At 46.5% G+C, this 25,633-nt stretch carries 17 protein-coding genes and 1 CRISPR repeat array; of the genes, 13 read left to right on the top strand and 4 right to left on the bottom strand.

Going from position 1 to position 25,633, the window contains the following annotated elements; all coding sequences use genetic code 11:
* Positions 1-7: 7 nt before the first annotated feature.
* The 4 genes from cas1d (at position 8) to QUB37_RS19840 (ending at position 5,693) form a co-directional block, all read left to right on the top strand.
* Positions 8-1,012, top strand: coding sequence for a type I-D CRISPR-associated endonuclease Cas1d (gene cas1d, locus QUB37_RS19850; RefSeq protein ID WP_333165248.1), 1,005 nt, complete (start codon positions 8-10; stop codon positions 1,010-1,012).
* 15 nt (positions 1,013-1,027) lie between these two features.
* The gene (gene cas2 / locus QUB37_RS19845; protein ID WP_333165245.1) at positions 1,028-1,300 is read left to right on the top strand and encodes a CRISPR-associated endonuclease Cas2; all 273 of its coding nucleotides are present in this window, start codon (positions 1,028-1,030) and stop codon (positions 1,298-1,300) included.
* A 254-nt stretch (positions 1,301-1,554) separates the two neighbouring features.
* Positions 1,555-4,220: a CRISPR direct-repeat array (repeat unit 37 nt; unit sequence GCCGAAAACAACCTAAAACCCTATCAGGGATTGAAAC).
* 74 nt (positions 4,221-4,294) lie between these two features.
* Positions 4,295-4,450, top strand: a complete 156-nt coding sequence (locus QUB37_RS29880) for a transposase (protein WP_445300043.1) — start codon at positions 4,295-4,297, stop codon at positions 4,448-4,450.
* A 124-nt stretch (positions 4,451-4,574) separates the two neighbouring features.
* A complete protein-coding gene (locus QUB37_RS19840; protein ID WP_333165242.1) occupies positions 4,575-5,693 on the top strand; it encodes an alkene reductase in 1,119 nt (372 codons plus the stop codon).
* A gap of 288 nt (positions 5,694-5,981) precedes the next feature.
* On the opposite strand, the gene QUB37_RS19835 is transcribed toward QUB37_RS19840, so the two are convergent.
* Positions 5,982-6,134: a hypothetical protein gene (locus QUB37_RS19835; protein WP_333165240.1), complete on the bottom strand. Its 153-nt coding sequence runs from the start codon at positions 6,132-6,134 to the stop codon at positions 5,982-5,984.
* Between the two features lie 81 nt (positions 6,135-6,215).
* Between QUB37_RS19835 and QUB37_RS19830 the strand changes: the two genes are divergently transcribed.
* Both QUB37_RS19830 and QUB37_RS19825 read left to right on the top strand, forming a co-directional pair.
* On the top strand, positions 6,216-7,223 hold the full coding sequence (locus QUB37_RS19830) for a protochlorophyllide reductase (protein WP_333165238.1): 1,008 nt from the start codon (positions 6,216-6,218) through the stop codon (positions 7,221-7,223).
* Positions 7,224-7,856: 633 nt separating this feature from the next.
* Complete coding sequence (locus QUB37_RS19825) at positions 7,857-9,920, top strand: ShlB/FhaC/HecB family hemolysin secretion/activation protein (protein WP_333165235.1); 2,064 nt, start codon at positions 7,857-7,859, stop codon at positions 9,918-9,920.
* A gap of 382 nt (positions 9,921-10,302) precedes the next feature.
* On the opposite strand, the gene QUB37_RS19820 is transcribed toward QUB37_RS19825, so the two are convergent.
* The 3 genes from QUB37_RS19820 to QUB37_RS19810 all read right to left on the bottom strand — a co-directional run bounded on the left by QUB37_RS19820 (position 10,303) and on the right by QUB37_RS19810 (position 12,899).
* A complete protein-coding gene (locus QUB37_RS19820) occupies positions 10,303-12,003 on the bottom strand; it encodes a hypothetical protein (protein ID WP_333165233.1) in 1,701 nt (566 codons plus the stop codon).
* Positions 12,004-12,339: 336 nt separating this feature from the next.
* The gene (locus QUB37_RS19815; RefSeq protein WP_333165232.1) at positions 12,340-12,672 is read right to left on the bottom strand and encodes a DUF5615 family PIN-like protein; all 333 of its coding nucleotides are present in this window, start codon (positions 12,670-12,672) and stop codon (positions 12,340-12,342) included.
* Positions 12,669-12,899: a DUF433 domain-containing protein gene (locus tag QUB37_RS19810; RefSeq protein WP_333165230.1), complete on the bottom strand. Its 231-nt coding sequence runs from the start codon at positions 12,897-12,899 to the stop codon at positions 12,669-12,671. The genes QUB37_RS19815 and QUB37_RS19810 overlap by 4 nt, the downstream gene beginning before the upstream one ends.
* 238 nt (positions 12,900-13,137) lie before the next feature.
* Here QUB37_RS19810 and QUB37_RS19805 point away from each other — a divergent pair, with 238 nt between their 5' ends.
* From QUB37_RS19805 to cruG, 7 genes are all read left to right on the top strand, one after another.
* Positions 13,138-13,755, top strand: coding sequence for a Uma2 family endonuclease (locus QUB37_RS19805; RefSeq protein ID WP_333165228.1), 618 nt, complete (start codon positions 13,138-13,140; stop codon positions 13,753-13,755).
* 106 nt (positions 13,756-13,861) lie between these two features.
* Entirely contained in the window at positions 13,862-16,813 is a 2,952-nt protein-coding gene (locus QUB37_RS19800; protein WP_333165226.1) for an S-layer family protein, read from the top strand.
* 65 nt (positions 16,814-16,878) lie between these two features.
* A complete protein-coding gene (locus QUB37_RS19795) occupies positions 16,879-19,797 on the top strand; it encodes a two-partner secretion domain-containing protein (RefSeq protein ID WP_333165224.1) in 2,919 nt (972 codons plus the stop codon).
* Between the two features lie 120 nt (positions 19,798-19,917).
* Entirely contained in the window at positions 19,918-22,533 is a 2,616-nt protein-coding gene (locus QUB37_RS19790; RefSeq protein WP_333165222.1) for a CHAT domain-containing protein, read from the top strand.
* Positions 22,534-22,539: 6 nt separating this feature from the next.
* Positions 22,540-22,746 (top strand): hypothetical protein, encoded by a 207-nt coding sequence (locus QUB37_RS19785; protein ID WP_333165220.1) that lies wholly within the window; start codon positions 22,540-22,542, stop codon positions 22,744-22,746.
* 77 nt (positions 22,747-22,823) lie between these two features.
* Positions 22,824-23,765, top strand: a complete 942-nt coding sequence (gene cruF, locus QUB37_RS19780) for a gamma-carotene 1'-hydroxylase CruF (protein WP_333165218.1) — start codon at positions 22,824-22,826, stop codon at positions 23,763-23,765.
* A 409-nt stretch (positions 23,766-24,174) separates the two neighbouring features.
* On the top strand, positions 24,175-25,386 hold the full coding sequence (cruG, locus tag QUB37_RS19775; protein WP_333165314.1) for a 2'-O-glycosyltransferase CruG: 1,212 nt from the start codon (positions 24,175-24,177) through the stop codon (positions 25,384-25,386).
* Positions 25,387-25,633 lie beyond the last annotated feature (247 nt).

Below are 25,633 nucleotides of genomic sequence, written 5' to 3'. Positions count from 1 at the left end.
ATTCACAATGGGAACAGTTTACATTACTCAAGAAGATGCTTTTATTGGCAAAGTCGATGAACGTCTGACGGTTAAAGCTGATAAAAAAAATCTGTTGGACGTGCCATTAATTAAGATTGATGGGGTTGTTGCATTGGGACGCGCTACTGTTTCGCCGGCTGTGGTTTTGGAACTTTTGGAACGTCACATTCCTTTGAGTTTTTTGACAGTAAACGGACGTTATTTGGGAAGATTGGAACCGGAAATGACGAAAAATATTTTTGTGCGAAAAGCTCAGTGGCAAGCGGCTGGGGAATCGGAACAAGCCGTGCATTTAGTTAGGGGATTTGTCCGGGGAAAACTCAAGAATTACCGCAATTCTTTGTTAGAATTTCAGCGCAAATATTCTCCCCAGGAATTTGAAAAACCCATTGCCCAATTGAAACAAGTCATCGCGTCTATTGAGAAAACTTCGAGTATTAATTCTCTGCGAGGATTGGAGGGGGCGGGTAGTGCGACTTATTTTGGCTGCTTCAATCAACTGATTCGCGTGCCGGAATTTAGCTTTGAAGTTCGCCGCCGCCGTCCGCCTACTGACCCGGTAAATTCTCTGTTAAGTTTGGGATATTCTCTGCTGCGGCACGATGTTCAAAGTGCAGTGAATATTGTGGGATTCGATCCGTATTTGGGATATTTGCATTTTGAGCGCTATGGGCGTCCTTCCTTAGCGCTGGATTTGATGGAAGAATTTCGACCTTTGGTAGTTGATGCTGTAGTGTTGAAAGCGATAAATTTGCAGAAAGTTTCCCCTAATGATTTTACTGCAGAACCGTTGAGCGGGGCGGTTTCTTTAACAAAAGAAGCGCTGCACAATTTTTTGCGGCTTTACGAAGAAAAGAAGCAGTCAAAGTTTAAGCATCCTGTGATGGGAAAGTTGTGTACTTATCAAGAAGCTTTTGAAATTCAAGGGCGGTTGATGGCTAAGTATTTGATGGGTGAAGTTGATAAGTATCCACCTTTGATTCTGAAATAGGGAGGCAATTAAGTTATGTTTGTTTTGGTTTGCTACGATATATCTGAGGACAAGCGCCGCACTAAGATTCACAAGATTCTCAAGTCTTATGGGGAATGGAAGCAGTATTCGGTGTTTCATTGCGACGTGACGGATACCGAGTATGCCCGGATGCGCCAACGTCTGAGTAGGGTGATTAAGTCGGAAGAAGACAGCATCCTGTTTCACTATTTGTGTGCTTGCTGTCAGGGCAAGATCGAGCGGATTGGTGGCCGGGCACCGATCGATACTACGATCTTTATGGTTTGATTTTGCGTCTGGCTGTAGGTGTTGAACGGAGGAGGTGAATTTTAATGGCTGAGAGCTTTACTAGGACTGGGTTTGCAGTGGTTTGTACCTCATGCGGGTCAGACGCAAATGCTGAAAGCTTTACTGGGAGGGAGTTTGAGGTCTATTTGAATTTTGCCCCCTTGACAGGGCGATCGGCCAAACGGTATATTGATTGCAGTCAGACGCAACTGAACCTTGAAAACCTTATATTTCAAGCCTCCCAGACCCCGGCGGCCGAAAACAACCTAAAACCCTATCAGGGATTGAAACGCAACACCATATCCAAGCAATCGGCTATATAGTGCAGCCGAAAACAACCTAAAACCCTATCAGGGATTGAAACAGGTACACGCAAGATTCACACAGAATCGAGGAAAGCCGAAAACAACCTAAAACCCTATCAGGGATTGAAACTCGCTACTTGGAACTACTTAAAGAAATTCAACCAGCCGAAAACAACCTAAAACCCTATCAGGGATTGAAACTGATAGCTGAAATCTGTTGGCGCTGCACATTCAGCCGAAAACAACCTAAAACCCTATCAGGGATTGAAACCTCTCTGAAGCATGATATTTCTCCCTAGTAAAGCCGAAAACAACCTAAAACCCTATCAGGGATTGAAACGAGTTTGATACCTTCACTTACGGCTCTCCTGTACTGGCCGAAAACAACCTAAAACCCTATCAGGGATTGAAACGAAAATATCAGCGCGGTAACGGAAAGGATGGTTGGCCGAAAACAACCTAAAACCCTATCAGGGATTGAAACTGCGACGAAATACGTGTTGCCGATCCCAGAGAACGGCCGAAAACAACCTAAAACCCTATCAGGGATTGAAACGGCAAGTACGCAGGTTCGCTCTTGCTTTTCCCGTGATTGCCGAAAACAACCTAAAACCCTATCAGGGATTGAAACCCACACTAACACCGTAAAGAGCCGTACAGAATCGATATGCCTAGTTTGCCGAAAACAACCTAAAACCCTATCAGGGATTGAAACCCGGCATCACCGACGTTGATGCTGACAATGACTGCCGAAAACAACCTAAAACCCTATCAGGGATTGAAACTAATTTCCTTTGGGTTGTGGTGGCGATACCAGATTGGCCGAAAACAACCTAAAACCCTATCAGGGATTGAAACGTGGTGGCGATACCAGATTGATATGAAGGTTGCGATCGCCGAAAACAACCTAAAACCCTATCAGGGATTGAAACTCAAGCGGTATTTTTCTGCCAAAATTAGCCCACGTGCCGAAAACAACCTAAAACCCTATCAGGGATTGAAACTCTAACGTTGGCACCGGTGAACTTATCAACAAATACGGCCGAAAACAACCTAAAACCCTATCAGGGATTGAAACACCAAGTGGAAGCGCGATCACAACCTTCATATCAAGCCGAAAACAACCTAAAACCCTATCAGGGATTGAAACAGCCTGCGTTTTGGATTTAGCCCAAACACACACCACAGCCGAAAACAACCTAAAACCCTATCAGGGATTGAAACATACTGAGATTTCCCGATTCCCAGTTCTTTCATGGGCCGAAAACAACCTAAAACCCTATCAGGGATTGAAACAAAGGTTTCGGGTTCACCAAGTGGCTGCACAAGAGCCGAAAACAACCTAAAACCCTATCAGGGATTGAAACACCGGCCCCGAGCCGAAGCGGCTCCGAGCCTATTGCCGAAAACAACCTAAAACCCTATCAGGGATTGAAACTGGGTTTTTCCGATCGTAGTGAAGTGGAGGTGTGCCGAAAACAACCTAAAACCCTATCAGGGATTGAAACAGCGGTAAAAATAATGAATAAACTTATCAATGCGATCCCTTGCCGAAAACAACCTAAAACCCTATCAGGGATTGAAACGTTAATCGCTTGGCTTCAGGAAGAATTAGCAGTGCCGAAAACAACCTAAAACCCTATCAGGGATTGAAACCAAGCCTTTGTAGTTAAATTGATTCATGGTCAGTGTGCTCAGCCGAAAACAACCTAAAACCCTATCAGGGATTGAAACTAACCGTTTCGCAGGGCTAGCCGGCCGCTGCGATTATGCCGAAAACAACCTAAAACCCTATCAGGGATTGAAACTGCCTCATAGCCGTTGTCTTCCAGCCAGTCTATCGCCGAAAACAACCTAAAACCCTATCAGGGATTGAAACCTAATCTAGACAAGGTGAGGACAAGATAAAACGATTCGCCGAAAACAACCTAAAACCCTATCAGGGATTGAAACCCAAGGTATCGTGCCTTTTTGCGATCGAAACACCGCCGAAAACAACCTAAAACCCTATCAGGGATTGAAACGTTAATTCCTATGGATAAAATTGCGGTTTGGATTAAAGCCGAAAACAACCTAAAACCCTATCAGGGATTGAAACCAGTAAAGCCAGAAGCCATATCGCCCAATTCACTGCCGAAAACAACCTAAAACCCTATCAGGGATTGAAACTTGATTCTATCCCTGAATTGTGATGCAGCCCAGCCTCTGGCCGAAAACAACCTAAAACCCTATCAGGGATTGAAACACCAAGGTAGAGTCGTAGATTTTCCAGTTGCGGCGAGTGCCGAAAACAACCTAAAACCCTATCAGGGATTGAAACTTGTTCATTGGCTAAAATTGCGGCTTGTTCCGCAGCGCTTGCAGGCCGAAAACAACCTAAAACCCTATCAGGGATTGAAACAAAATGGCCTAACAATCTGGAAGCATATAAAAGGCCGAAAACAACCTAAAACCCTATCAGGGATTGAAACTTGCATATTCCACACTTCCTCTATGCTTGGCGGTCGGCCGAAAACAACCTAAAACCCTATCAGGGATTGAAACTAAAATAATTATGTGCAATATCATTATCAGCAAGGCCGAAAACAACCTAAAACCCTATCAGGGATTGAAACCTCCCAGCTATCCATCTCCTTACTCATCTCCTTTGCTAGAAACAAGTTTACTTCCAACACTTGTCACAGCACAGGTGGTGATCATCGATAATCTCACATTTGATAAAAGTGGTCGGATTCAGGAATTGATTCAAACAGCACGGTGTAGACTATTATATTTACCGCCATACTCTCCAGAGTTTGACAAAATTGAACAAAGTAGAGTTTTGGCTAAAAAGTCAAATTCGTAAACAGCTTGATGAATTTGATTGCTTACATTTTGGCGACCCTTGGATGTCTTGTGCCTTGCATCCTAACACGGGCAGTTGCTATATGTGATTTACCAGATTATTCAGTTGACACAACCTCAAAATTATGACCAATCAAACAACTTCTCCACTCCTACTAAGTTCATTCAAAATCGGAGATTTACCCTTAAAAAACCGGGTAGTCATGGCACCCCTAACGAGATCTAGAGCCGGTGAAACGCGGATGCCCAACGCCTTGATGGCAGAGTATTACACTCAACGAGCCTCCGCTGGTTTAATCATTACAGAAGCCACCGTGGTTTCTACTCAAGCTAATGGTTGGCTCAATACGCCCGGTATTTATTCAGACGAACAAGGCGAAGCTTGGAAACAAGTTGTGACTGCGGTTCATGCCCACCAAACGCCGATTTTCATGCAGCTTTGGCACTGCGGACGAGCTTCCCACAGCAGTTTTCATCAAAACAATCAATTGCCAGTTGCAGCATCTGCCGTCAAAATAAACGGAGAAGGCATTCATACCCCTGTAGGCAAAGAACCCTACGAAACCCCCCGCGCTCTAGAAACCCATGAAATCTCCCTGGTTGTAGAAGATTATCGCAAGGCGGCGGAACGAGCAAAAATGGCAGGTTTTGACGGTGTAGAAATTCACGCGGCAAACGGCTATCTTATTGACACATTCCTGCAAACCAAAACCAATCACCGCACAGATTCCTATGGCGGCTCAGTTGAAAACCGTTACCGTTTTCTTAAGGAAATTGTAGAGGCGATTATCACAGTATTTCCCGCAAACCGCGTGGGAGTTAGGCTTTCTCCCAACGGTAATTTCAATGACATGGGTTCTCCCACTTATCGAGAAGATTTTCTGTATTTTGCAGGGCAGTTAAATGCCTATGATTTAGCTTACCTTCACTTGGTGGACGGTTTGGCTTTTGGCTTTCATGAATTGGGAACGCCGATGATGATAGGAGAGTTTCGCGATGTATTTACAGGGCCGCTCGTCGGCAACTGCGGATATACTCAAGAACAGGCTGAAACAGCCCTGAATAGCAAAGTTGCAGATTTAATAGCTTTTGGTCGGGATTTTATCAGCAACCCCGATTTAGTAGAGCGTTTTACTAATGGTTGGCCGCTCAATCCGCCTGCTGAAGTCGGCGTCTGGTATTCTTTTGGGCCTGAAGGTTATATCGATTTCCCTACCTATCAGGAACCCGCAGCTATTTCTTAGTTGAGTTTGTTGGGGCGGGTTTATCAATAATATCATTTCCGGTTACACCGGAATGATGTTGACTGTTGACTGTTGACTGTTGACGCCGTGAACAGTGAACCGTCAATAGTCAACAGTCAACTCGAATTTACTATTCCGATGCTAACGGATTTGATATAAATACCGAGTAAGTGCATCATAGATAATTGTCAACCCGCCTCCCTAAAAGATGTATGGTTAATTTCTCCAAATAAGAATCGAAGTTAGACTCATATTTAATTTTCATCCCCCGTTGAAAACGAGTATTTATTATTTGTAAAAACACTTCTTCTGGCTCCAGCCTCCCGTCTCCAGCCTCCAGCCCCCTGCCTCCCGTCTCCTGCCTCCAATTTCTAGCTTGCCGGCAAAAGTGAGAGCATCCCGGTTGAGATCGAGAACGTTTCCCCATATCCTAATAACCATAGGGTACTTCAAAACATCCAAGCTGCTAGCTCAGCGTTTGAGTGCCTGAAAAAAATCAATAGCGGAAGCGCTTTTAACAAGATGGCACAAAATCACAAATCAACGGTTATCATTACCGGCGCTTCCTCCGGCGTCGGTTTGTACGGCGCGAAAGCTCTCGCAGACAAGGGATGGCACGTAGTCATGGCCTGTCGGGACCTGCGGAAAGCCGGAGATGCCGCCCAAGAGTTGGGCATACCTCAAGGCAGTTTCTCCATCATGGAGATTGACTTGGGCGATTTGGAGAGCGTGCGCCGGTTTGCTCGGGCATTTAAGGCCAGCGGCAGGCCTCTGGACGCTTTGGTGTGCAATGCCGCCATTTATATGCCTTTGATTAAGGAACCGCTGCGGAGCCCGGAGGGTTACGAGTTGACGATGACTACCAATCACCTGGGTCATTTCCTGCTGTGCAACCTGATGATGGAAAATATGAAGCCTTCCTATTATTCCGATGCCAGAATCGTGATTTTGGGAACCGTGACTCACAATCCAGACGAGTTGGGCGGGAAGATTCCGCCGCGCCCGGATTTGGGCAAGTTTGAGGGTTTTGAAGCGGGTTTCAAAGACCCGATTTCGATGGTTGATGGCAAGAAGTTTGAACCAGTCAAGGCTTACAAAGATAGCAAAGTTTGCAACGTGTTGACGATGCGGGAATTGCATCGCCGCTTTCACGAATCCACGGGGATTACTTTCACTTCGCTGTATCCGGGATGCGTCGCGGATACGCCACTTTTCCGCAACCACTATCCTTTGTTTCAGAAGCTGTTCCCGCTGTTTCAGAAGAACATCACCGGGGGTTACGTGTCGCAGGAGTTGGCGGGGGAAAGGCTGGCGATGGTGGTTGCTGATCCAGAATACAAGCAATCTGGCGCTTATTGGAGTTGGGGAAATCGCCAGAAAAAAGATGGTAAGTCTTTTGTGCAAAAGGTTTCTCCCCAGGCCCGCGATGATGAAAAAGGCGAGCGGATGTGGGAGTTGAGTGCTAAGTTGGTGGGATTGACTGACGGGGCTCAAATGGGTGCTGCGGCTGGTGCGGGCCGCTCTGCATAATTCACAGTTACAAACCCCCTTTATCAGACTTGGCGGTTGAAACGGCGTCTACGCACAGGAGGTGGGTAGACGCGGATTCAATAATAAAGGGGGTACTAAAGTCGGATTTGGGATGATGCACCAAAATCAAAGAAACCGGGTTTTTTAGTGGCTCTGGGGGTTGTAACTCACATCTTGCACTATTCTTAAGAACAGGCAAGATGCCTGTTCCACAAGAAAATTTATCTCTTGTGGAACAGGCATCTTGCCTGTTCATAAAAAGATTATTGAGAATGGTGCCAGATCTCAGTTGTAGCGCGTCTTTTCGGACACAACCTGGTTTCTGGTTTACCCTGGTGTCCAGGAATGTTCTTGTCGCTGGATTAGCATGAAAGCGTAGGTTTTGCAATCAAAAAAATTGGTTGTTTTTACCGTTTACGATCGACTTACACGATATTTTTTCGGATAAGAACCCGGTTGATGCGTAAGTCTTGGGAAATGAACAACGGTCGATCGACCTTTTGGTTTTTAGCCGTTGCGAAACTGTTGGCTGGGACGGCTGTTTCCTTTTTTTGCTGTTAAGATTGGTTTTTACTTGAGGGTGCTCTATTGCGGAAAATATTTTCACCCAATTATTCGAGATAATTTGATTCTATGGCTTGTCGATCGCAAAAACTATTTTTACTCGCTGGAATTTTTGGGTTAGTTTGGCTGGGAAAACCAGCGAAAACATCGGCTAGCACAGTTGAAATTTTGACCTCAAATGTTGAGGATTTGGCAGCAGTTAGCAGCGGAGGCGATCGAGGTTTCCTTCCCGATACTAATCTTGACAAACGCGAAGACTTGCCCGTAAAAGACGAGGAAACGCAGTTACCCCCTGAATCAGAACGATCGGCTTTGGCGACAACTCTACGCTTATCCCCACCTGCGGAAATCCCCGACTTAGAGCTGGAAGTGGCAAATTCAGCCGATGATCGCACCTTAAGCACAAAAACTCAAGAAACCGATGTTTTTAACCGAGATCAAAAGCTAGAAGAAAATATTGACCGACAAAAAATTGATTTGGGTATCGATCGAGGCTCGCAACTAAGCCAACTCCCCAACCCAATTCTGCCCAGAGAGCCGGAATTACCTGCACCAACAGCCCCGCAACCTCCCCCGCCGTCTCCCCTCCAACCAACCCCGCTAACACCTGTTCCCGGCGATGATAGACCGGGTATTATAGGTACAATTAGGGTCGATCGCTTTGAGTTTGAGGGCAACACAGCTTTTAGCGATCGCGAACTCGCAGAAGTTACGCAACAGTTTGCCGGCCGCGAAATCACCTTTGCCGAACTGATCGCAGCCGAAGCAGCCGTCACTCAAAAATATGTAGCCGCAGGATACATCAATTCCGGCGCTGTAATTCCCGCCAACCAAACCTTTCCGAGAGAAGGAGGTGTGGTGAAAATTCGGATTGTAGAAGGCGGATTAGATGAAATTGTGATTACTGGAAACAGGCGCTTAAATTCAAATTACGTGCGATCGCGCCTAGAACGCGCTACCAGACGCCCCCTCAATCGCGATCGGTTGCTGGAAGCCTTGCAACTGCTGCAACTCGACCCCTTAATTGCCAATATTTCCGCCGAATTGCAAGCCGGAAGCCGCCCGGAAAACAGCCGCTTAGAAGTGCGCGTCAAAGAAGCAGACAGCTTTAGCGCTGAAGTGTTTGCAGACAACAATCGATCGCCCAGCGTCGGCAGTTTTCGGCGCGGTGTTCGCATCAATCAAGCAAATTTGCTCGGTTTGGGCGACGGATTAGAGGTATCTTATGCTAACACCGACGGCAGCAATGAATTCAACGGCCGCTACACAGTCCCCGTCAACGCGCGCAACGGCACGATTGGGTTCGCTGCGAGTGCTGCTAGCACCAACATCATTGAGGAACCGTTTGATGCTGCACAAATCGAGGGGAAATCGCGGACTTACGAGTTAACTTACCGCCAACCGATTGTCGAAAAGCCCGATCGCACTTTGGCTTTGGGACTGAGTTTTTCGAGGCAAGAAAGCGATACATTCCTGTCAGGGGAACCATTTGCGCTTTCGGCGGGAGCAAATGATCGCGGCGAAACGCGGGTTTCGGCTGTGCGGTTTTTTCAAGAATACGTGCAGCGGAGTTCCAACCAAGTGTTCGCGGCGCGATCGCAATTCTCCCTCGGCACTAATCTGTTCGGCGCTACTGCGAACGATAGCGGCCCTGACAGCAGTTTTCTGGCGTGGCGCGGCCAAGCCCAATACGTGAGGCTACTAGCCTCAGAAACCTTGCTGATAGTGCGTTCCGACATTCAATTAGCCGATCGCCCCCTGCTTTCTCTCGAACAAATTGGGATCGGTGGCGTTCAAAGCGTGCGCGGATACCGCCAAGATTTGCTGTTAACTGATAGCGGTGCGATCGCGTCTGCTGAAGTGCGAATCCCGGTTTGGCGTGTCCCGGAAGTCGAAGGTTTGTTGCAAGTCGCTCCGTTTATCGATTTTGGGGTAGGGTGGAACCATTCAGGAGAAAAACCGAATCCTGACTCGGACAAACTGCTGGGTGCGGGTTTGGGGCTGGTTTGGCAGATGGGCGATCGGTTGAATGTGCGTTTAGACTATGGTATTCCTTTGATCAATGCTCGATCGGGCGATCGAACTTTGCAGGAAAAAGGCATCTACTTTAGAATCAATTATTTTCCGTTTTAAATTGTAGGTTGGGTTGAGTGCGATCGAACCCTACGGTTCGCTTCACCCAACACTTTCATCTTTAGCGCTGACGGTCAAATTTTATTAAGTGGCCGCCTCGATCGCACGATTAAACTGTGGGATATCGCAACCGGATGTTGTATTAGGACGTTGATGGGCGATCGGCTGTATGAAGGTATGAATATTCGAGGGGCAACGGAATTGACGAATGCTCAAAAAGCGACATTGAAAGCGTTAGCGGCTTTTATTTGACACTCTCGATCAAGATTCCGAATCATCTCCAAGATCAGGCAGCGTTTACGAGATAACGGCTAAAGTGAGCGGTGGCAGATAACTTTGAACACGCACCGATAACCTCTGTTCCGTCAGCACCAACGCAGTGTTAGGTGGCTGGCGCATCACTAGACGATTGCAAAAAGTGACTTTCAAGTGAGAGGAGAACATCCGTAGCTTCAACAATAATTCTTTTCAAAACATCAGCACCATTACTTTCTTTCAATCCTAAAGTCTTGGCAATCTTCTTGTAATTATCACCCTTGCGATGGGCTACGCTACTTGAGCGAAGGCTCTGTAAATTCCTCAAGAATTGTATATTCTGCTGATGGTTCGGATAATGATGAGCTTTGAGAAACTGATCGAATTTAGATATTCCCCCCTTTGTGTCAGTATGATCTCCTGGCGTTGCCTTTACAATTTCACTCTCATTTAGAGAATCAATCATAAGCTTTGTAAGGGCAAGGACTTGTGAATCAAATTCCGCCTGACTATTTGTTAGTGGGATATGCAAAGCCTCCAATAGATGTTGGTCAGCTTCATCTAATTTGAGAAAAATCCTCCACCCCATAACTGCTTTCCAATTTTTTGATAATCTGACAAAACAAGCCTTAAACATAAGGTCAATTTGTTCAGGATCAGTAGGTTCTGCCAAAAAGCTACGCTTAAAATTGGCTTTACTAATTTTCCCTTCAGGTGGAACGTTATAACTACGCCAATACATTTGCTCATCTGCTGGTAAATCTTGACCCAAATCTCCAAGGAAGACAACGATATATTCATGATGGTTGTTATCAATTTTCAATCCCCATAATCCTTGACATCTTAGAAATCCATCTTCAACCGAGTATCGCTCTGGATGAGCATAGTACTTCGTAAGCACCTCACGCCGAAAGAAGACAGGTGTGAGATAATTTGGTGCATCTGGATTTGCACCAAGAAAGTTTGCAAGTCTATTTGGACTACAAGAATGTTTTATTAAATCTCCGTTTTCATCCAGTCCAATAATAAAATCCATGTAATCTTCCTCTTCCCTCTCATCAAATGGCCACATTCCGCATCGTTCGAGCGGAAATGGAGGAATAAGTTTCTTTCCAAGCAAATATGAAAGAGACTTATGCTTATCTATATGAAAAATTTTTTCAGAACTTGCTCGAAGTTCATAGTAAGTTAAATCCTGTTTATATTCTAATTTATGGTAAGTTAAATCCTTTTCACTCTCCAATTTGACTGGAAAGTCAGCAAGTAGCAACTCAGAGTATCGCTTTAAGTCAAAATAAATTGCTAAGTGCATTTTCTTCACAGCGAGAAATTGGCGCACTTTTTTGAGGCGTACTTCGACTTTATTGGCTTCAATCCTTGCTACTACAATTTCATCTCCTCTTTCATCAAATTTGAGAAGTTGATTTTTTTCAAAATCGTGGTACAACCGATGGAAGTGTCGAAATTCTTCAATGATTTCGTTATAAGACTCACGAATTCCGTGAAACCTACGATGAATTACAAAAGGTTCTATCTGATCCGATTTCCCAAACCGTAGATAGGAAACTTCTTCATTACCCTGGTTGTGTTTAACAACACAAGCTGGATGCCCGTCTTCAAGATGAAGATCCCAAGAGAGCTGGCTGAAAGAAGTTTCAACATATTCATTTGGAATCAAGGCTGAAAATATACCAAGATTCTCGTCTTCAGTAACTTGATCCAAATAAACAGTTACCCAAGGCTCTCTGCCTAAACTGGGAATAAATGTCTCTCGCCAGTCAGATTGAAGTAGCCATTTCAAATTTGGATCGACACTTTCGGTAGTCATAGCGATAGCCTATCATAAATAGTATTCATTGTACTGTACTTATACAGGCATGACCACAAGTGCCGCACTATCTATTATTAAATAGAGGTGAACGGGGTGTGAAAAGTCAACTTTATGGGTGAAAGAGAGTCTATCTAACACTGGGTCGATCAAAAAACTTGAGACATTCATCAGAACTTACTCAGGCTCGAATGACTGTAATCGATCGCCCCATATTTGTTGTATGAATTTCAGTATTCAACCGTTCTTCCAACTCCGGTGCGTTCTCGTGGCGATCGCCATTCTGTTTTATCCATTTGTAAAAACTGTGGAAAGAGACCCAAAGCCTTCGCTGCATTATGATAAAGCAAGCAGCGATAAATTCTCGTCTTCATAAAATAACTTGATTGCGTTAAAAGACCGACGTAGCAAATTTTCAACTTGCAATGTCGAACAGTTTCCAAGGCGAAGCCAAATAACTTTCGGTGGATTCCCGAATACTAAGCTCAAATCGTGCATATCCGCGTCTTTCGAGACAATCATCAAATTATTATCTTTTGCATAATCCCAAACTACTGGGTCGATCGTTGCTTTCATGCCCACATCTCGAACGTGAAGCGAATTTGGGAAAATATCGCTCAAACTGTTCGGTAACTTGGGCGACAAGTTTTCATCAAAAAGTAATTTCATGCGGATAAGGTCGCGGTCATAAACCGACGCTCGCGGTCAGCAGCATAAGCAATGCAGGCTTTTAAATCTTCTCGCGTCAAGTCGGGAAAATCGTCGAGAATTTCTGCTTCGGTCATCTCGGAAGCCAGGTACTCAAGCACTTCATAAACCGTAATTCGCAAGCCGCGTACACAAGGCTTACCACCGCGTTTATTTGGTTCGATCGTGATATGGTTTCGGTAGTTCATAAAAAAGCTTGGTAAGATTGTGTTCTCGACCTTTGCAAAATCTTAGCCTATGGCTGTGGATCTGGCAAGGTTGTCAATTATTTTTAGAGCTGACGGTCAAATTTTATTAAGTGGCGGTCTCGATCGCTACTTGGGTCGCGAGCGGGGACGCTCGCACTGATACGATCAAAATATATAATTATGATGGAACCGGAAACGATATAAATCCTAACCTAGTTAACACAAGAGGGCTTGTCTTATGGTTCAGACAAAAACTAAACTAACATTTGCAGAGTTTCTCGAAAAGTACCCAGACGGATCTGGCATCTACGAACTTGTAAATGGAGAGATTGTCAAAGTGGAAGCAACCAGAGCTCATAAAAATGTGGCACGATTTCTAGTATTTGGCTTTAACGATGAAATCAGGCGCTTGGGACTTGACTATATCGTTGACAAAGATATAGTTTTCAGAACTGTAACAGCTTCAGGACAAGAACAAGGCAGAAATCCTGATGTTGGCGTGGTGAAGGCATCTGTATGGAACAGCAATGTACGTGGCTACGGAGCCCTTACCGAACCTATCCAATTGGCTGTTGAAGTTACCTCAACTAACTGGGAAGACGACTATGTGGATAAGCTAGATGAGTATCAACGCCTCGGCATTTGTGAGTATTGGATTGTGGACTATTTAGCGATCGCTTCTAGGGCTTATCTAGGAAATCCCAAAATTCCCACAGTTTTCGTTTACTCTTTGGAAAATGGCAGTTATTTAGTTCAAAGTTTTACAGGTAATGAGCGCATTATCTCTAAAACTTTTCCCGAACTAGAAATCACAGTCGAGCAACTTGTACTCAGCAGCCAAATTCAAAACATTTAGAGAAACGAGATGAGATTACATCGATAAAATTTATCCTGGAAAGAGTGTTTTTATGCCTCCCTTCCATTACTCGTTACTATTTGCACCATTCTCAAGAACAGGCAAGATGCCTGTTCCACAAAGAGTAGATTTTATTGTGGGGAGTAGGGGTTGGGCATCTTGCCCGCCCGTAAGTTACTCCCTACTGTTTGCCTTCCTGTTGCTATTTCCCACTTCCGCGATCGCCCAAATCATCCCAGACGGCACTTTGGGCGCGGAAAGTTCGCGCACAGTTCCCGATACTATCAACAACTTACCCTCAGATAGAATCACTGGCGGTGCAACTCGCGGCGTTAACCTATTTCACAGCTTGCGCGAATTTAACATCCGTGAAGGGCGGGGAGCTTATTTTGACAATCCCAGCGGAATTACCAACATTTTCACCCGCGTTACAGGCGGCAACCCTTCTAATATTTTAGGAACTCTGGGAGTTTTAGGCAACGGCAACTTATTTTTAATTAACCCGAAAGGAATAATCTTCGGGCCGAATGCGCGGTTAGATTTGCGCGGTTCGTTTATCGGTTCAACGGCTGACAGTATTGTGTTTAATAACGGCTTTGAATTCAGCAGCACCAACCCGCAAACATCCCCGCTGTTAACCGTTAATATTCCTGTTGGTTTAAGATTTAGAGACAATCCCGGTGCAATTGTCAATCAATCGACGGCTGTAGGGAAGGTAAACCTGCCAGCCTCTGCTGTGCCAATTCCGATTAGCGATCGAGTTGGTTTAGCAGTAGAACCTGGCCAAACTTTAGCACTCATTGGCGGCGACATCCAACTGCAAGGCGGCAATTTAACAGCCAGTGGCGGACAAATTTTACTCGGTAGCGCAGCCAGTCCCGGTTTAGTTGATTTTGCAATGACAGCGGGGGAAAAGGGAAATTTAACTTTAAATTATGACGATATTCAAAACTTAGGCAATATTCAAATATCCGATGGATCACTCATCAACACTAGCGGAATTGGTGGTGGCAGAGTAGATTTACAAGGTGGAAATGTCGCCCTCAGCGGTGCGCGAATTTATGCGATGACACTGGGAAATATTGATGGTAGAGGTATTGATATCAGCGCTCAAAAGTTGCGAGTGGAAAACGGCACGCAATTTTCTACCCTGACTCTAGGAGATGGTGCAGGAGGTAATATCAACTTGCGCGCTGCTGATTCAGTAGAAATGATCGGGCTGGGAGTTGAGGGCTATCAAGAAGTTGCAATTAAATATTTGGTATCGGGAACTACAGACCCCTTTGACCCGCTAATGATGGTATTTAATGGTAGTGCTGGTGCAGGTTCGGGGGGCGATATTACGATCGACACTGGTCGCCTGCTCTTCAATAATGGCGTAGTAGGTAGCGGTATCACTTTTGGCGGTGGAAGGGGTGGGAATTTAATCATTCGCGCCAATACTTTTGAGATGGTGGGTTCTGGAATAAATAACGGGACAGCTAAAGAAAGTACCGGTACGGGAGGAAGTATTAGTGTTGATGTCGCGAGATTAATTATGCGCGACGGTTCTCTTCTGAGTACGACGAGTTACAGCAGCGGCCCGTCGGGAAATATCAACATTAAAGCTGCCGAATCAGTAGAATTGTCTAACACTGGCCCGACAACAGTTGTGTCAACCGGAATCAGCACGCTGAGTATCAGTTCTAACGGAAGGGCGGGGAATATTAACGTCGATACCAAGCGGTTGAGTCTCTCTGGGGGTTCTGCTTTTACAGTAGGAACAGGTGTTTTAGTTGGCAGGTTTTTGTTTTCTCAGGAGGGCGGGCCTGCTGGAAACTTAACAGTTAGGGCTACTGAATCAGTAGAAATTTCAGGTATTTCTCAACTTTTGAGCAGCGGGATTCAGAATGCGAGTGGCCTGACTTCTGGAACTTTGAGTTCTAGTCGGGGTGGGGATATTCGGATTGATACGCCAAGCCTAACCGTGCGGGATGGGGGGATAGTTTCTACGAGTTCTTTGGGTGTAGGAGATGTGGGGAATATTACTATTAATGCCGATCGCATTGAGGTCAGCGGCAGCGGAAATAATGGTCTGTTTATCAGTACAATTGATGCTTCGGTGGGCAAGATATTTGGTACTAATCCCCAGGCGACGGCAAATGCTGGTTCGTTGAATCTGAATGCCGATCGACTAATTGTCAGAGATGGAGCTACAGTGACGGTGCAGGCGACGGGAACCGGACGCGCTGGTAATATCAATGTTGTCGCAAATTCGATCGCTCTTGACAACAAAGCCAGGATTGACGGTACGACTGTATCCGGTACAGGAGCAAATATTAACCTGCAAGCAGGAGACATCCAATTGCGCCACAACAGCCAAATTACCACCGATGCAGGCAGTTCAGACGGCGGCAATATCAACATCAACAGCGACATTCTTGTCGCCCTCCCGCAAGAAAACAGCGACATCACAGCCAACGCCCGCACAGCAGGCGGCGGCCGCGTGAATATCAATGTCCCCAATGTTTTTGGTTTTACAGCAGCCAGCCGCGAACAAGTCAGAAGCCGGTTGGGGCTCAGTGACGCCGAATTTGCAGCGTTGCAAGTAAGTCCTACTTCTCTGCTTCCAAGCAGCGACATCGCCGCGATTTCCCAAAGTGGTGGCCCGGCTTTGCAAGGGGCGGTAACATTTAGTTCTGTTGGAGTGAATCCCGTTCAAGGTTTAGTGGAACTGCCGCAAAATGTGGTCAATCCGGCTGCGTTAATTGCTGCAAATCCCTGTATCCAAGGGGCAGAGAACGAGTTTACTGTGACTGGGCGGGGGGGATTGCCATTAAGTCCTCATGAGGTTCTCAGCAGCCCTCTATCGCCGTTGCCGTGGGTAGAACCAGCGGTAGGTGGAAGTCAGCAAATAGAAGGTCAAAGAGCCTCCATAGAAATTCGACCAACAGAAATTATTCCCGCTCAAGGTTGGGTAATGGACGATCGAGGACAAGTAACGCTGGTAGCATATAATTCTGGTGGTGGTGCATCTCTTCGCAGTCCGAAACCGACGGGTGTTTGCGTACCTCAATAGGTACTCTTCAGGTTTTAGCTAATCCCTCCCTATTTTCCTAATACTAAATTAACCAGACTTCAAAGATGCGCTGCCAATCTTCCGCCCTATTTTTTGCATTCTTACTGCTGTTTCCTTTCCCTGCGATCGCCCAAATCATTCCCGATAATAGCTTGGGTGCAGAAAGTTCGCGCACTGTTCCCGACAGGATTAATAACTTACCATCGGACAGAATAGAAGGCGGTGCAACTCGCGGAGCCAATTTATTTCATAGTTTCCAACAATTTAACGTTGGTGAAGGCAGAGGAGCATATTTTGCCAATCCTAACGGGATTGCGAATATTTTTACCCGCGTTACGGGTGGCAACCCTTCTAATATTTTAGGTGTGTTGGGAGTCCAAGGAAATGCCAACTTATTTTTACTTAATCCCAAAGGAATTGTCTTCGGCCCCAATGCGAGGTTAGATTTGCGCGGTTCATTTTTAGCAAGTTCTGCAGATAGCGTAGTTTTCAATAATGGCTATCAATTTAGCAGCAGAAACCCGCAATCAGTGCCGCTGTTAAATGTCAATATACCTATCGGTTTAAACTTTCGAGAAAATCCGGGGAAAATCATTAACTCTTCAGCAGCACCAGCCTTAAATTTACCAGATTTACCTCCAGGGCTCCCGCCGATTTTTAATAACATTGGCTTAGCAGTTGAACCCGGACAAACACTCGCCCTAGTGGGAGGAGATATGGAATTAAATCAGGGAACACTCACTGCATCAACCGGACAAATTTTGCTGGGTAGCGTCGCTAGTCCGGGGATGGTTGGATTGGAATCAACGCCATTGGGATTAAGTTTAAACTATGACAAGATTTCCAAATTTGGTAATATTGAAATAACCAACGGCTCAGTTCTCAACACCAGTGGACTAGGTGGTGGCAAAGTAGATATTAGAGGTGGAAATGTCAGCCTTAACGGTGGGCGAATTTATGCACTAACTTTGGGAGATATTGACGGTAGAGGTATCGATATTAATGCCCAAAACTTTCGGGCCGAAGGTGGGGCGCAAATGTTTACGCTGACAGTAGGAAATGGTGCGGGAGGTGCTGTCAACATCCGCACTACCGATTCAGTAGAACTGATCGGGATTGGAGACGAACTCTATAAAGTGTTTGCTGGTAACTATACGACAACTGGATCGATCAACCCTTTTGACCCACAAATTCTGCTGCTATCTGCCACTTCTGGCGCTGGAGCAGTAGGAGACATCACGATTGATACTGGACGGTTATTGATCGACAATGGAACTGTCCTTGGTACCCCCACATTAGGTAGTGGAAATGGGGGAGAAATTATCATGCGTGCCAGGACTGTGGATATAGCCAGTTCAGCAATCAATAGCGGCACAATTACGGGGAGTACAGGGACAGGAGGAAGCATTAGCATTGAGGCAGAACGGTTAAGAGTCCGTGATGGATCGGGTCTGATCAGCATCACTCGCACGGAAGCAGCATCGGGGAATATCAACATTAAAGCGGATGAATCAGTAGAAGTGCTGCGGGCTCCCAAGGGAAATCCTGTCCCAACCTTGATCGGCACAACCGCAGTCGGCACTAATGGGAAAGCAGGGGATATTAATATCGACACTAAGCGGTTGATTATCTCTGAAGGAGGCGGAATTAGTTTATCTAGCGGCTCGGTTGTGGGCAACCAACCCTTGAATACAACTGCGGGGCTTGGAGGTAATCTAACAATTAAAGCTACTGAGTCAGTAACGGTAGAGGGTAGTTCTGAAGTTTTGGCGAATGGGAGTCGGACTGCTAGTTTCATCTCCGCTGATGCCAACTCTGCCAGTCCCGGAGGGAGTATGAACATTTCTACACCCGTACTGACTCTACGGGATGGGGGAGTTATTTCTACGGCATCTTTAGGCGCAGGAGATGCGGGCAGCATTACGATTAATGGGGGTCGTGTAGAAGTTATAGGTAATGGGGGTTCAGGTGAATTTAACAGTCAAATTCAGATTTCCGTTGGGATTGCATCTGGTGTAATCAATCCCAATGCTACGGCTAACGGAGGTTCGTTAAATCTGAATGTCGGGCAATTGATTCTTCGCAATGGGGGAACACTTAATCTGCAAGCTTTGGGTTCAGCACGAGCTGGTAACATTAACGTGAAAGCAGATTCAATTTCCCTTGACAACCAAAGCAGCATTGACGGTAGAACTGAATCCGGTGCCGGAGCAAATATTAACCTCGAAGCACGAGATATCCAGTTGCGCCGAGCCAGCAGAATTACAACTGATGCAAGTATTTCTGGGGGTGGCAATATCAACATTAAAAGCGATATTCTGGTTGCTCTCCCCAATGAAAATAGCGATATTACTGCTAATGCGCGATCGGCTCAAGGGGGTCGCGTTAATATTAATGTCCCTAATGTTTTCGGGTTTACATCAGTGACTCGTGAACAGGTTCGAGGGAGTTTGGGATTAACAGATGCCGAATTTGGTGCATTGCAAGTAAGTCCTACTTCTCTAATTCCTACCAGCGATATTGCGGCTATTTCCCAAAGTAGCGGCCCGGCTTTGCAAGGTACTGTAACATTTAGTTCTTCTGGGGTGAATCCTGCTCAAGGTTTAGTGGAACTGCCACAAAATGTGGTGAATCCGGCTGCGTTAATTGCTGCAAATCCCTGCATCAGAGGGGGAGAGAGCGAGTTTACAGCTACTGGGAAAGGAGGAGTGCCTCCAAGTCCTAATGATGCCCTCAGCAGCCCTCTATCGCCTTTGCCGTGGGTGGAAGAGGCAGGAAGTTCGGCAACTAGCAATGTAGAGGATTTAACCGATGTAACCGATCGAGGGAATAAGGAAGAAGGGGCAATCCCCGATCGGGAAGTTGTTCCGGCGCAAGGTTGGGTAGTGAATGCGAAAGGAGAAGTTACGCTTGTTGGATATAATCCGGGTAATGCTGCTGACTCTCGCAATCCTCGACCGAGTTATGGTTGTGTGCCGCGTTGAAATTAGGGGTTTTTTGACCGCCGATGTAGGCGGATTAACGCGGATTAACGCAGATCAAGAATAAGATGTATTTGGGTTAATTAGTATGTGTGTCTGCGGTTGTAATTTTATTTTCTAAATATGAACTTTACCCGATCGCTCCGGCAAGTAATTCTGTTATTTGTGATTTCCTGTCTGCTATCCGTTGCGATTCCTCCCGGAGTTGCTCAGCTTAATCCACCACAAGCGGTGCAGCTTGTCCGACAAGCTCGAAGTCTTTACCAAGAGGAACGTTTTTCGGAGGCTGTACCGTTGTTGCAGCAAGCGGCGACCGAGTTTGAGGCAAAAGGCGAAAATCTCGATCGCGCCACAGCTTTGAGTAATTTAGCTGCAACCTACGGGCAGTTGGGGCTTTGGGAAGAAGCAGAACAAGCTGTAAATTCGAGTTTGTCGGCTGTGCGAACACAAGCCAACACTCCCGAACAGCAGCGGATTTTGGCTGAAACTCTCAACATTCAAGGACAGTTGCAACTTGAACGGGGGCAGACTCAAGATGCGATCGATAACTTGGAGTTAAGCGCTAAAATTTTCGAGCAAATTGATAGAAAAAACCAACTTTTTCAAGTTCAAATTAATCAAAGTCGGGCTTGGGAAATTCTCGGACTTTACCCCAGAGCTTGCAAAATGCTGTTAGCTTCTTTCAAGTTGGAAAACCAAACTTGCGAAATTTCGGCAGCGGGTTTGGAAACTTTGAAAAATGGGTCGGTTTCCCTCGAACAAGTCCGGGCAATTCATGCTTTAGGGCGGGTCCTGCGGGTTTTGGGACAACTGGAACGATCGCAGGATGTGCTGTCGGCTGGACTCGAAGCAGCCCAAAAATTAGGTTCCCGGTCAGAGGAGGCTGCAATTTATCTCAATCTGGGCAATACGGTACGCGCTAAAAGCAATAAACCGGGTTTGACACCAGAACAGCGGGCTGATTGGGAACGCTTTGCCCTAGAGTATTATGGTCGATCGATCCAGGCGATATCGGATCGATCACTCCTACAAATTCAAGCAAAGTTAAACCAATTGAGTTTGTTGATTGATCGCCAAGATTGGTCTGAAGCAGAGGCTTTGTGGCGTTCTCTGGAACCTCAAACCGAGCAATTTGGCTCGAACCGCGCCGGACTTTATGCTCAAATTAATCTAGCTCAAAGCTTGATGAAATTAGCTCAGTCGCCTGCGAAAACTGTGAGTTTAAGCGATATTGACACAATGCTCGATCGCTCTGTCGAACCAGCAAACAGTTTGGGCGACAAACGCATACAAGCTTATATTCTGGCAGCTAAAGGCAAACTATCGGAAATCCAACAGCAGTATCAGAAAGCGGAAAATCTCACAACTGAGGCTTTGACTTTAGCACCGGCGTTTCAATCTCCCGATATTGCTTATCAATTGTTTTGGCAACTGGGGCGGATTCGGAAAGCTCAGGGCAATACAGAAGGGGCGATCGCTCAATATACTCAAGCTGTTAATATACTGTCTTCTCTGCGGGGCGATTTGGTGACAGTCAATCCCGAAGTGCAATTTTCGTTTCGGGAAAGTGCCGAACCGGTTTATCGCGAATTAGTCGGGCTGCTTTTGCAAGATGAATCTCCCAGTCAAGCTAAGTTGAAACTAGCGCGCCAAACGGTGGAATCTTTGCAGTTGGCGGAATTGGACAACTTTTTTCGGGATGCTTGCGCTGATGCTAAACCAAAGTCTATCGAGGAAATTGATCCGACAGCGGCGGTGATTTATCCGATTATTTTGAGCGATCGTTTGGAGGTAATTTTGTCAATTCCCGGCAAACCCCTGCGTCGCTACGCTACTGTGAAGTCTCAATCTGAGTTGGAAACTGCCTTCAGGCAAGCCAAAAATCTCATCAGGCCTGCTGCTTTCCCCCGCAACAGGAGGCAACCCGTTGAACAGGTTTATGACTGGTTAATCCGCCCCGCAGAGGCGGATTTGACCGCAGCCGGGATTAAAACCCTGGTATTTGTGCTCGACGGTTATTTGCGGAATCTGCCGATGGCGGTGCTGCACGACGGTGAAAAGTTTTTGGTAGAAAAATACAGCATTGCTTTGGCACCGGGATTGCAATTGCTGGCACCGAAACCGCTGAACAAAGTCAAGTTAAAAGTGCTCACCGCTGCCCTCTCCGAAGCGCGTCAAGGCTTCTCGGCTTTGCCGGGGGTGAAGGAGGAAGTTGAACAAATTGCAGCCGAGATGCCGGCGAGTTCGCTGCTGAATGAAGATTTTGTCAGCGGGCGATTGCACGATCAAATTAAAGCTTTGTCTTACCCGATCGTCCATTTGGCAACTCACGGTCAGTTTAGCTCGAATGCGGCGGATACTTTTATTGTGACTTGGGATCAGAAAGTGAATGTTAAGGAGTTCGATCAACTGCTGCGAGCCCGCACTGGGGAGAGACAACAGCCGATCGAACTTTTGGTTTTGAGCGCTTGCGAAACTGCTTCGGGCGATAACCGCGCCGCTTTGGGTTTGGCCGGGGCCGCAATTCGATCGGGTGCCCGCAGCACCGCCGCCACCCTTTGGCAAGTCAACGACGAATCTACAGCTATCTTTATGACTGAGTTTTACAAGCAACTGGCTTCTTCTAAAACCAGCAAAGCTGAAGCCCTCCGCAACGCTCAATTAACGCTGTTGCAAAACCCACAGTATCAGAACCCGTATTTCTGGGCACCTTTCGTGCTAGTGGGGAATTGGCAGTAATTTAAGATGGGGAATCGGGAATCGGGCATCGGGCATTGGGGATTGGGGATTGGGGATTGGGGATTGGGCATTGGGCATTGGGCATTGGGCATTGGGCATTGGGGATTGGGCATTGGGGATTGGGCATTGGGCTTGCAGTCAACTGTCAACAGTCAACAGCCAACAGTCAACAGCCAACAGCCAACTGTCAACAGTCAACAGACAACTAACTGAAATGCAGTTGGTTTTTTGTTAAAGTTTGTAAACTGTTAAGAGTGCTTTCTGCATCTAATATTTTTTCGAGGAGTCCCATGAAGCAACTTTTGATTGCTGAGCGCTTTTGCCTGATTGCCCACGTCTTGTCAATGGCTTTTGGATTGGCAGGGTTGCTGCTGATTTTACCCCGTCCCGAATTGGTGATGAGCTTGCCACCAGCAGGGCAAACGCTATTCCAGTGGGGGATGGCTGGGGGTGGAGTAGTTTATATCATCTTTGGTGCAGCAGCAGTTGCTCTCTATTCCTTGCGGACATTGGGTTTGGGTGCAACTCTGGCCTTTTTAGTGCCTTCTGTGTTTTTGTCCTTGAGTAGCGAGTTGTTAGGAACGAGTACGGGTTTTCCCTTCGGGCACTACCATTATTTGAGCGGTTTGGGCTACAAAATTGCAGGGCTGGTTCCGTTTACAATTCCCCTCTCGTGGTTTTATCTGGGACTGGTTTCCTATGTAATTGCTCGCGCTGGAGTAGGTGGCGGTAAAGGTAAGCTCAACTGGGTGCGCCAAATAGGGGCGATCGCCCTGGGTGCTTTGCTGCTAACAGCTTGGGATTTTGTACTTGATCCGGCTATGAGTCAAACTTCTGTGCCTTTTTGGGAGTTTGAGGAACTTGGGGCTTTCTTTGGGATGCCTTACCGCAATTTGGCTGGCTGGATGGGTACGGGGGCGCTATTTATGTCTGTAGCAGCTTTCTTGTGGAGAAAAACACCGATTAAATTAGAGCGATCGGAATTGGGTTTGCCCTTAATTGTTTATTTGGTAAACTTTGCTTTCGGAGCAATTATCACTGTAGTTTCCTTGGATTCTCGGTTCTGGTTCCCGACATCGCTAGCGGTGCTTCTGGGTGTAGTTCCGGCGATCGCGTTAAGCTGGATCGCTAAACCCGCAACAGGTGACGTAACCGAAACAATGCCCTCTTTGGAGACATCTGTTATCACGGCTAAAATTCCACCTGAGCCCGTGGGCGTTTTGCGTAAGTGAGTTGCTAGCGAGCAACCCCGGCTGATTTAGCAAAAATTTACACTAAATTTTGAGCTAGTTTAAAAACCCGGTTTCTTGTAGAAACCGGGTTTTTCAGTGGCGATTTTTTCATTCCCAATTCCTGTAATATGTTTGAGGTCAAAATTTTATTAAATTTTTTAAATTGATATCAGTTACCAAAAAAATGAACTGTAAATAAGCTCGCAACCCCTATCCCAATAGGGTTCAGTTAAGCTCGATCCCCCCTAGCCCCCCTTAAAAAGGGGGGGACAAGAACTTACTCAAAGTCAACCCCTACTCCCCTTCTTAAGGGGGATTTAGGGGGATCTCCGAGGAATAAATAGTTTTAACCCAAGCGTATTGACCCATATCCAGTCAGTCATTCCCAATTATTCAATTGTTTAATAGTATGGTTTTCCCGATCGCCCCTCACCTCTTCTCGCAACCGCTGACAAGTATCATTCCTGTCGCACTCCTGCTGCTGCAAGTGCCCGCCGCCGCCATTCTGATGTCGCGTTTGATTAAAGGCCCATCCCGCATCCCGCCCCTGGAACCGGATTCGCCGACGCTGGATTTGTTGGGTGCTTGTACTGCGGTAGTACCGACTTTGAACGAAGCCGATCGAATTTCGCCTTGTTTGGAAGGATTAAGCCGCCAAAGTTACGAACTCCGAGAAGCGATCGTGGTTGACAGCTATTCGGTAGACGGAACCGGAGATTTAGTCAAAGCAGCAGCACAAAAAGACCCCCGGTTTCGCTTGATTAACGACGATCCTCTGCCGGCGGGTTGGGTAGGGCGTCCGTGGGCGCTGAATGCGGGTTTTTTGGCAAGTTCCGAGAAGTGCGAGTGGATTTTGGGGATAGATGCGGATACTGTGCCGCATCCGGGTTTGATTGCGAGTTTGCTGAAGACGGCGGCGGCTGGAAATTACGATTTGATTTCGCTGTCGCCGCAGTTTATCCTCAAGTATCCGGGGGAGTTGTGGCTGCAACCTGCTTTGTTAATGACTTTGGTTTATCGGTTCGGGCCGACGGGCACTGGCGGGGATGTGCCGGAACGGGTGATGGCGAACGGTCAGTGTTTCTTGTGTAAGCGCGAGGTTTTGGTGGCATTAGGGGGCTATGAGGTCGCGAGGGGTTCGTTTTGCGATGATGTGACTCTGGCTCGCTATGCGGCTGCTAAGGGCTTTAAGGTGGGCTTTTTGGATGGGGCTAAGGTGTTGAAGGTGCGGATGTATGAAGGGGCGATCGAGACTTGGAATGAATGGGGTCGATCGCTCGATTTGAAAGATGCTGCTTCTGGCGGTCAAATTTGGGGCGATTTGTGGCTTTTGCTGGCGGTTCAAGGTTTGCCGGTGCCGATTGTGTTGTGCTATTTGCTGTTTGGTTCGCTGCCGCCGGTTGGTGTATTTCCGCACTTTTGGCTGTTGGGATTGAATGTATTTTTGGTTGCAGTGCGATCGGCTTTGTGTTTCGCGATCGCTCCTTCTTACGATACAACTCAGGCATCGGGTAAATGGCTGTTTTGGCTGTCACCTTTGGCCGATCCGTTGGCGTTTTTGCGTATTCTAATTTCTGCTTTAAATCAGCCTACTCAGTGGCGCGGCCGAAAGTATAGTTAGGCTGGAGCAACCGGACATAATATAAGAACACAACAATGTTGTGTCCCTACAAAATTTTGACAAATATAGCGGTTCTCAGTTTTTATCCTTCGATACGCTAAGGGCCTTTTCTTACCAGCGAATCATTGAACATTAAGGAATCTGATTGATTCAGCTTCACTTTTTCAGCAGGGAGTATGTCACTTTTGTAGTGAGTAATTATACTCATGCAGCTTGTCTCTGATTTCCAATTAAGCCATTCAAGTAA

It is taken from the genome of Microcoleus sp. AT3-A2, assembly GCF_036705685.1.
Classification (GTDB): domain Bacteria; phylum Cyanobacteriota; class Cyanobacteriia; order Cyanobacteriales; family Microcoleaceae; genus Microcoleus.
This window is presented reverse-complemented; position numbering and strand designations above follow the sequence as displayed.

What these genes read in the sequence shown, in the direction of transcription:
- QUB37_RS19790 (WP_333165222.1), top strand. Translation starts at nt 19,918, where the DNA reads ATGAACTTTACCCGATCGCTCCGGCAAGTAATTCTGTTATTTGTGATT.
- QUB37_RS19810 (WP_333165230.1), bottom strand. Translation starts at nt 12,899, where the DNA reads ATGAACTACCGAAACCATATCACGATCGAACCAAATAAACGCGGTGGT.
- QUB37_RS19785 (WP_333165220.1), top strand. Translation starts at nt 22,540, where the DNA reads ATGGGGAATCGGGAATCGGGCATCGGGCATTGGGGATTGGGGATTGGG.
- QUB37_RS19815 (WP_333165232.1), bottom strand. Translation starts at nt 12,672, where the DNA reads ATGAAATTACTTTTTGATGAAAACTTGTCGCCCAAGTTACCGAACAGT.
- cruF (WP_333165218.1), top strand. Translation starts at nt 22,824, where the DNA reads ATGAAGCAACTTTTGATTGCTGAGCGCTTTTGCCTGATTGCCCACGTC.
- cas1d (WP_333165248.1), top strand. Translation starts at nt 8, where the DNA reads ATGGGAACAGTTTACATTACTCAAGAAGATGCTTTTATTGGCAAAGTC.
- QUB37_RS19800 (WP_333165226.1), top strand. Translation starts at nt 13,862, where the DNA reads ATGCCTGTTCCACAAAGAGTAGATTTTATTGTGGGGAGTAGGGGTTGG.
- QUB37_RS19835 (WP_333165240.1), bottom strand. Translation starts at nt 6,134, where the DNA reads ATGGTTATTAGGATATGGGGAAACGTTCTCGATCTCAACCGGGATGCT.
- QUB37_RS19825 (WP_333165235.1), top strand. Translation starts at nt 7,857, where the DNA reads ATGGCTTGTCGATCGCAAAAACTATTTTTACTCGCTGGAATTTTTGGG.
- QUB37_RS19840 (WP_333165242.1), top strand. Translation starts at nt 4,575, where the DNA reads ATGACCAATCAAACAACTTCTCCACTCCTACTAAGTTCATTCAAAATC.
- QUB37_RS19795 (WP_333165224.1), top strand. Translation starts at nt 16,879, where the DNA reads ATGCGCTGCCAATCTTCCGCCCTATTTTTTGCATTCTTACTGCTGTTT.
- QUB37_RS19805 (WP_333165228.1), top strand. Translation starts at nt 13,138, where the DNA reads ATGGTTCAGACAAAAACTAAACTAACATTTGCAGAGTTTCTCGAAAAG.
- cas2 (WP_333165245.1), top strand. Translation starts at nt 1,028, where the DNA reads ATGTTTGTTTTGGTTTGCTACGATATATCTGAGGACAAGCGCCGCACT.
- cruG (WP_333165314.1), top strand. Translation starts at nt 24,175, where the DNA reads ATGGTTTTCCCGATCGCCCCTCACCTCTTCTCGCAACCGCTGACAAGT.
- QUB37_RS19830 (WP_333165238.1), top strand. Translation starts at nt 6,216, where the DNA reads ATGGCACAAAATCACAAATCAACGGTTATCATTACCGGCGCTTCCTCC.
- QUB37_RS19820 (WP_333165233.1), bottom strand. Translation starts at nt 12,003, where the DNA reads ATGACTACCGAAAGTGTCGATCCAAATTTGAAATGGCTACTTCAATCT.